The organism is Alkanindiges hydrocarboniclasticus (assembly GCF_001982605.1).
In the GTDB taxonomy this organism is placed as follows: domain Bacteria; phylum Pseudomonadota; class Gammaproteobacteria; order Pseudomonadales; family Moraxellaceae; genus Alkanindiges; species Alkanindiges hydrocarboniclasticus.
The window spans coordinates 72,402-78,978 of the sequence record NZ_MLCN01000034.1 but is presented as its reverse complement, the minus strand read 5'-3'; the positions used below and the strand labels follow the sequence as shown (position 1 = coordinate 78,978).

At 49.6% G+C, this 6,577-nt stretch carries 5 protein-coding genes; 3 read left to right on the top strand and 2 right to left on the bottom strand.

Annotated features, from left to right (window positions below):
* Positions 1 to 62: 62 nt before the first annotated feature.
* Complete coding sequence (locus BKE30_RS12975; protein ID WP_076879011.1) at positions 63 to 437, top strand: hypothetical protein; 375 nt, start codon at positions 63 to 65, stop codon at positions 435 to 437.
* Positions 438 to 648: 211 nt separating this feature from the next.
* On the opposite strand, the gene BKE30_RS12970 is transcribed toward BKE30_RS12975, so the two are convergent.
* The gene (locus BKE30_RS12970) at positions 649 to 1,437 is read right to left on the bottom strand and encodes a crotonase/enoyl-CoA hydratase family protein (RefSeq protein ID WP_076879010.1); all 789 of its coding nucleotides are present in this window, start codon (positions 1,435 to 1,437) and stop codon (positions 649 to 651) included.
* 95 nt (positions 1,438 to 1,532) lie between these two features.
* The gene (locus BKE30_RS12965) at positions 1,533 to 4,487 is read right to left on the bottom strand and encodes an ATP-binding protein (RefSeq protein ID WP_076879009.1); all 2,955 of its coding nucleotides are present in this window, start codon (positions 4,485 to 4,487) and stop codon (positions 1,533 to 1,535) included.
* Positions 4,488 to 4,738: 251 nt separating this feature from the next.
* Here BKE30_RS12965 and cysM point away from each other — a divergent pair, with 251 nt between their 5' ends.
* On the top strand, positions 4,739 to 5,659 hold the full coding sequence (cysM, locus tag BKE30_RS12960) for a cysteine synthase CysM (RefSeq protein ID WP_076879015.1): 921 nt from the start codon (positions 4,739 to 4,741) through the stop codon (positions 5,657 to 5,659).
* A gap of 68 nt (positions 5,660 to 5,727) precedes the next feature.
* Positions 5,728 to 6,534 (top strand): 3'-5' exonuclease, encoded by an 807-nt coding sequence (locus tag BKE30_RS12955; RefSeq protein WP_076879008.1) that lies wholly within the window; start codon positions 5,728 to 5,730, stop codon positions 6,532 to 6,534.
* Positions 6,535 to 6,577 lie beyond the last annotated feature (43 nt).

Sequence of the window (6,577 nt, the reverse complement as noted above, 5' to 3'; positions counted from 1 at the left end):
GATTATATGGTAATAATGTGAAGTAAGTTTTATTTGACTTTTTAAACAGAGTAATTAAAAAAATGCTGGTTCAGGATATATTAAAAGCTGTTTTTGATAATACGGAAACTTTGCGTCATGCTAAGGAAGTATTATTTAAGGATTATCTGGATATTATTAATTCCGAAAATCAAGAAATATATATTTTATATTTTGATGATATTGGTCAGAAAAAAATTGATATACATGAAATTAAATTTTCTATAGAAAGTATAGTTTTTCAATATGATCACATGGTAGGAGATAATAAAGTAAGAGTTATTGTAAGGGTAGGAGATACAAGGGCTAAATATGGACTCGTTACCTCATCATTAGGCCGACTTATATTGTATTACAGTGGTGAGCCTTTTGATGAAGACCTTTATCCCTATTCTTCTGATTATTTATATCAAGAATGAAAGATTAATATTTTAATCCATGGAAATTATTCTCAAGTCTTGGTTATTTTTGACGTAATAAAAATTAAGTCCAATTTATGAACTTAATTTTTATATTCTTTTTAGTAGTAGCTATGCAATATGCTGATACGATGTTCTTAACGCGTATATCGGTCTAATAAACTATTGCATAACTACTGCTGCTACTACGATATAAAATAAAGAAACTTCTTTATCCAAACTGCCGAGGCTTAAAATTCAATTCGGGCTTTTTATCCTTAAGCCGGGCAATCTTACTGTTCTGCCCCAAAATCAGCTTAAACTGCCACAGCTTTTCGAGGCGCAAAGCACGCTTTGGCTGATGTGCCATCGCATCCAGCACGCGCTTGCCAGCCAGTAAAGCATCAGGTGAACGCTGAATCAGTTCTTCGGCCAGTTGCATGGCGTGTGCCACTGGATCTGTATTTAAGTGTGTCACCAAACCAATTTCTTTCGCGTAGTTGCCATCAAATATGCGGCCAGTCAGGGTCAGTTCCTTGGCCAGATCCAGTGGAATAATATCCTTGATAGAGCGGGTCAGGCCCATGTCTGGTACCAGCCCCCAGCGACTTTCCATAATTGACAGCTTGCAGTCTGGATGGCAAATACGGATATCCGCGCCCAGTGCCAATTGCATGCCAGCACCCAGACAATGACCATGCAGGGCTGCAATCACAGGCACGGGCAGGGTTTGCCAGATCAGGTTGGCCTTTTGAAAAATACTTTGCCCGGGTTTAAGCAATTCCCAGCCTGCATACAGCATGTTCTTGGGATTATTGAGGTCGCTTAAGTCAATCCCGGCGCTAAATGCGTCGCCCTGACCCGACAGGATCACCACCCGGATGCTTTTATCCTTGCGGATCTTGTTGGCAGTGTGTACCAGTTCATGCAGCATGGCAAAGCTCATGGCATTGCGTTTTTCGGGGCGGTTTAACTGGACGTGGGCAATTTCGCCAATTCGGGTCAGGCTAACCAGTGCCATGATGTACCTCATCTGTTGTATTTGACCTGATCATACGGCTTAACCGATTCAAAAAGTTGACTATCGGGTCAGTGGGGTGGGTATGAATTGCCAGTTCAACCCGGATTCAGGATTTTCCGGGCTTCGCTGTCCAGATCAGTCATGGCATCCACCAGTTGCTGATAATACATGTCGACATCTTCCCTAAAGTCTGCATTGACTGCTGCGCCGGATTTGCGCTGGTCGGCCAGTAATTTTTCAAAGGCACGGCTCAGGGCTTGCAGGGTAGGCAGGCCAATGTAGCGTGTTGCGCCATACAGTCGGTGAATGCGCTGTTCCAGCTCGGCGTAGTCCTGCTTGTCAATCAGGGCTTTGAGCAAAGGTTTTTCATTGCCAAAACTGGACACCAGCATTTGCAAAAGTTCAGTGGCAAGGTCGGTTTTTCCGTTGGACAGCTTGATGCTTTCTGGCCAGTCCAGAATATGCGATTGCAGTTCCTGCTGCATGGCACCGCTCACCGGTTTGTAAAATTCTTCTGGCGAAAAGTCATCGGGATAAAAATTGCTGGTGTGTAACGCAGGATTTTCGGGTAATTGCAGGGATGTATTGTAGTCTAGGGCAAGGTGCTCTTGTCCCTGCTGGGTCAGTTCAGGGTTGGTGCTGTTGTAATTTACCTGTTCCACCTGTTGATGCGGGCTGGTCCATTGCTTGAGGATACGCACCAACTGGTCAATCTGGATGGGTTTGCTGACATAGTCATTCATGCCAGAGGCCAGCAGGTTTTCCTTTTCATCACTCAGGGCGTGGGCCGTAAGGGCAATAATCGGTAGCGGCTGGTTACTGTTCCATTCATTTTCCAGCAGGCGAATGGCCTGTGTGGCTTCCAGACCGGACATGCGCGGCATTTGAATGTCCATAAACACCAGATCAAACGGCACGCGGCCCTGATCATGACGCAGGGTCAGCATTTCGATGGCTTCGATCCCACTGTGCGCGTTGGTAACCTCCACGCCCAGATCATTGAGCAGGGCTTCCAGTACCATCAGGTTGGGCAGGTGATCATCCACTGCCAGAATGTGCAGGCCCTGTCCGGAAAATTCCGGCTGGCTGCGGCTAAACATGTGTTGTTCATGCTGCAACATGGCAATCAGTGCAGAGCGGCTCATGGGTTCATACAGCGCCACAGCGTCATAACGTTTAAGGATATCGGGGTCAATCGCCATCTGGTAGCCATAGACGGCCAGCGCGCCATAGTAACGGGTACGGATTTCACGCAGCAGCCCTTCGGTGTCGCCCCCACTGTCCACAATCACCCAGCTATGCGAATGACGCTGGGCTTCAAACGGGATCAGGCGGCCAAACAGGTCGGGAATGGACTGCGCTTCCTGTTGCTGGGCTTCAAGCTGGCTTAAATAGCCGCGCAATACATTGGCACTGGCCGGATGCTGAATGCAGGACAGGATATTCCAGTCATCAAGTTGCGGCCAGGACATGTCATCACCGGCCATTTTGCCCAGTTGAACGGTAAACCAGAAGGTTGCGCCCTTGTCGGTAGGATGGCGCTCCTGATTGTCCTCAAAGCCAATTTTACCTTGCATCAGTTGAACCAGCTGGCGTGAAATGGCAAGGCCAAGCCCAGTACCGCCATATTGACGGGTTACGGAAGGGTCGCCTTGTGAAAAGGACTCAAACAGGCGCTTGCGGTCTGCACCGGACAAGCCAATGCCACTGTCCTGCACCGAGATATGCACTAGATGCTGGTCGTCAACACTGTCTTCCAGCCGTGCCCGCACAATAATGTCACCATCCGGCGTAAACTTGATAGCATTACTCACCAGATTGGTCAGGATTTGCTTGAAGCGCAGCGCATCACCATTCACCTGTTTGGGCATGTCTTCATAGTAATACACTGCCATGTCAATCTGTTTTTCGCAGGCCAGTGGCGACAGCATGTCAATCACATCAAACACGGCCTGTTCCAGATCAAACGGGGCTTGTTCCAGCACCAGCTTGCCGGCATCAATCTTGGAAAAGTCCAGTACATCGTTTACCAGTGCCAGCAGGTGGGCCGATGATTTTTGAATGGTCTGGATATAAATGGTTTGCTGGTCGGACAGGTTGCCCTTGCGCGCCATCAGGTTGACAAAGCCATCAATACTGTTGAGTGGCGTGCGCAGCTCATGGCTGATGTTGGCCAGAAACACTGACTTGGCCTGATTGGCCACAATCGCCTGGTCACGTGACTTGCGATAGGTAATATTCTGGATTTCCAGTGCATCCAGGGTTTTACGCAGGTCATCCTCGGTTTGCTCGGTATGCTGGCGCAGTTCCTCAAAACTTTCATGCAGGCGGCGCAGCAACATCACCAGATCAACCTGCAACAGGCGCAGCTCACCGGTGCCATTGATTTGAATGTCCTGTCCCAGCGTATCAGCACTCAGGCGCTGGAGTTGCAGGCGAATTTCATAAATGGGTGAAATCCAGCGCCGCGAATAAAAATTCAGGCACAGCAACAGTAAGAGTAGTGTGAGCAAACCCGTAATGGCCAGCACCAGCCAGACCCGGTAACGTGCCAGTTGCAGCGGCTTGTTATCCATGTCCACCACCAGCCACAGCGGGCCATCACTGGTATAACCCGCTCGCAGGCCATAGGTAGTGCCAATGTCAGAATGCAGCGGGCCAAAGGTCTCGCGGTGGGCTTCAAACACCGGCCATGCAAGGTTGCTGCCATAGCCAAAGGAAATGCGCGGACGGCCTTCACGGTCAATCATGGCCACGCGCAGCAAATCGGATTCATTTAGCATATTTTGCAAAATTGAACGGATTTTTTCATGTTGCTGCGGCTGGTCCAGCAGCAGGTTCAGGCGCTGGGCCGTGGGCTGGTAGCGCGCCAGAATGGCAAAGGCGGCATTGCGCTGCTCTGAACGCGAGGAACGCGCTGTTTCCATCAGCACCAGACTGGCGCCCACACAGGATAAAATCATGATGGGCAAAAAAATTAGCGCAATCAGTTGCCCGTAGGCATTGGTGATGCGTAAGCGGTGATACCAGCGCAGGCGTTGTACAGACATGGCGTTAATAGGCTTGGGTTTTGACCGAGTATAAAAGGAAATCCCATAAATTCACATGCTTTGCTGATCGTAAGCCAGCAATCGGTTTGAGCAACGGGGTTAAAGCTGGTCATGTGTCCAGCCGGTCAGTGATTTTAATTGCACCTTGCCTGTTTATAATCAGAGAGAAGATCGTGCAGCAAGCCGGCTTTTTCATTACAATAGGCGCACTTTTGGGCAGGTGATGCAAAATGGCCGATTTGAAAAATACAATGATTAATCCTGATCCGCATGCCTTGGACCACTATGTGGGCAATACGCCACTGGTGCGCTTGCAGCGGCTGGCCAATCATACGGCTGCCAGCGTTTATGCCAAGCTGGAAGGCAATAATCCCGCCGGTTCTGTAAAGGACCGCCCGGCCTATAACATGATTATGCAGGCCGAGCGCCGCGGTGACATCAAGCCCGGCGATACGTTGATTGAAGCCACTAGCGGCAATACCGGCATTGCGCTGGCTATGGTAGCAGCCATGCGTGGCTACAGAATGATCCTGATTATGCCGGACAACATGAGTCAGGAACGCAAGGATGCCATGGCAGCCTATGGTGCAGAACTGATTGAAGTACCGGCCAAGACTGCCGGGATGGAAGGCGCACGTGATCTGGCCCTGCAAATGCAAAGCGAAGGCAAGGGCATGGTGCTTAACCAGTTTGGTAATCCCGACAACAGTGCCGCCCATTACCTGACCACTGGGCCTGAAATCTGGCAGCAAACAGGCGGCAAAATTACCCATTTTGTCAGCTCCATGGGCACCACTGGCACCATTATGGGCGTGGCCAAGTACCTGAAAGAAAAAAATCCGGATATCCAGATTATTGGCTTGCAACCTGAAACTGGTGCGGCCATTGCCGGAATCCGTCGCTGGCCCAAGGAATATTTGCCTACCATTTTTGATCCGGCACTGGTGGATCGCACCATGGATATTCCGCAGCTTGAAGCAGAAAAAACCATGCGCCAGCTAGCAAGGCGTGAAGGCATTTTTGCAGGGGTGTCATCGGGTGGTGCAGCATGGGCTGCCATTAAGGTGGCTGAAAGCATCTCTCAAGCGCAGCCGGATGCGGTGATTGTTTGCATTATTTGTGACCGTGGCGACCGTTATTTGTCCACTGGCCTGTTTTCCGTGGTGGATTAAACCTTGCAAGCTTACATGAACGGGACAGGTGGCCGGTTAGGGATGATTTTTAAGACAATGGTTTTGTCATGCTAAACCTGCCGGTGCTGGTGTTTGATATTGAAACCATTCCGGATGTCCGTTCCGGTTCGCGCCTGTACGGACTGGACTTGCCGGATGATGACACCGTTCTGGCCATGAATAACATCCGCCGGCAGGAAAGCAACAGTGATTTTCCGCGCTTGCCCTTGCATGAAATTGTCTGTATTTCCGGTATCTGGGTGGAAGAAGGCCAGATCAGGCTATTTTCATTTTGTCAGGAAAGCATGAGCGAGCAGGAAATTATCAAGCGCTTCCTCTCCGTGTTTGACAAGCATTTCCCCACGCTGGTGAGCTGGAATGGCAGTGCGTTTGATTTACCCGTGCTGATTTTGCGTGCCATGCATTATGGCTTGAGCGCGCAGGGTTTGCTGGATCAGGGCGACTTTAATCAGGCACGCCGCTACGACAACTACCAGAACCGTTACCAGCATCGCCATACTGACCTGATGGATTGTCTGGCGCTGTTTAACGCACGCAACTTTCAACGGCTGGATGAACTGGCGCTGTTTCTGGGTTTTCCCGGCAAGCAAGGCCACAGTGGCTACCATGTGCATGATTATGTCAAAAATCAGGACTGGAAAGTGCTGTGCCAGTATTGCGAAAGTGATGTCATCAACACCTGGCTGATTTACCTGCGCTGGCAATTGCTGCGCGGGCATTTAAGTCTGGATGAACACCAGCACTGGATCAAGTTCACCCATGATTATATTGCCGAGCAGTTACCTGGCCAGCATGAATTTTTGTCCAGTTGGCAGCACAATGCCAAACTTACTCCATTTAATCCACGCTGCTAATTTTTAGCGATCATTAACCTTTTATTTTTTTCAGCCCGCTTCA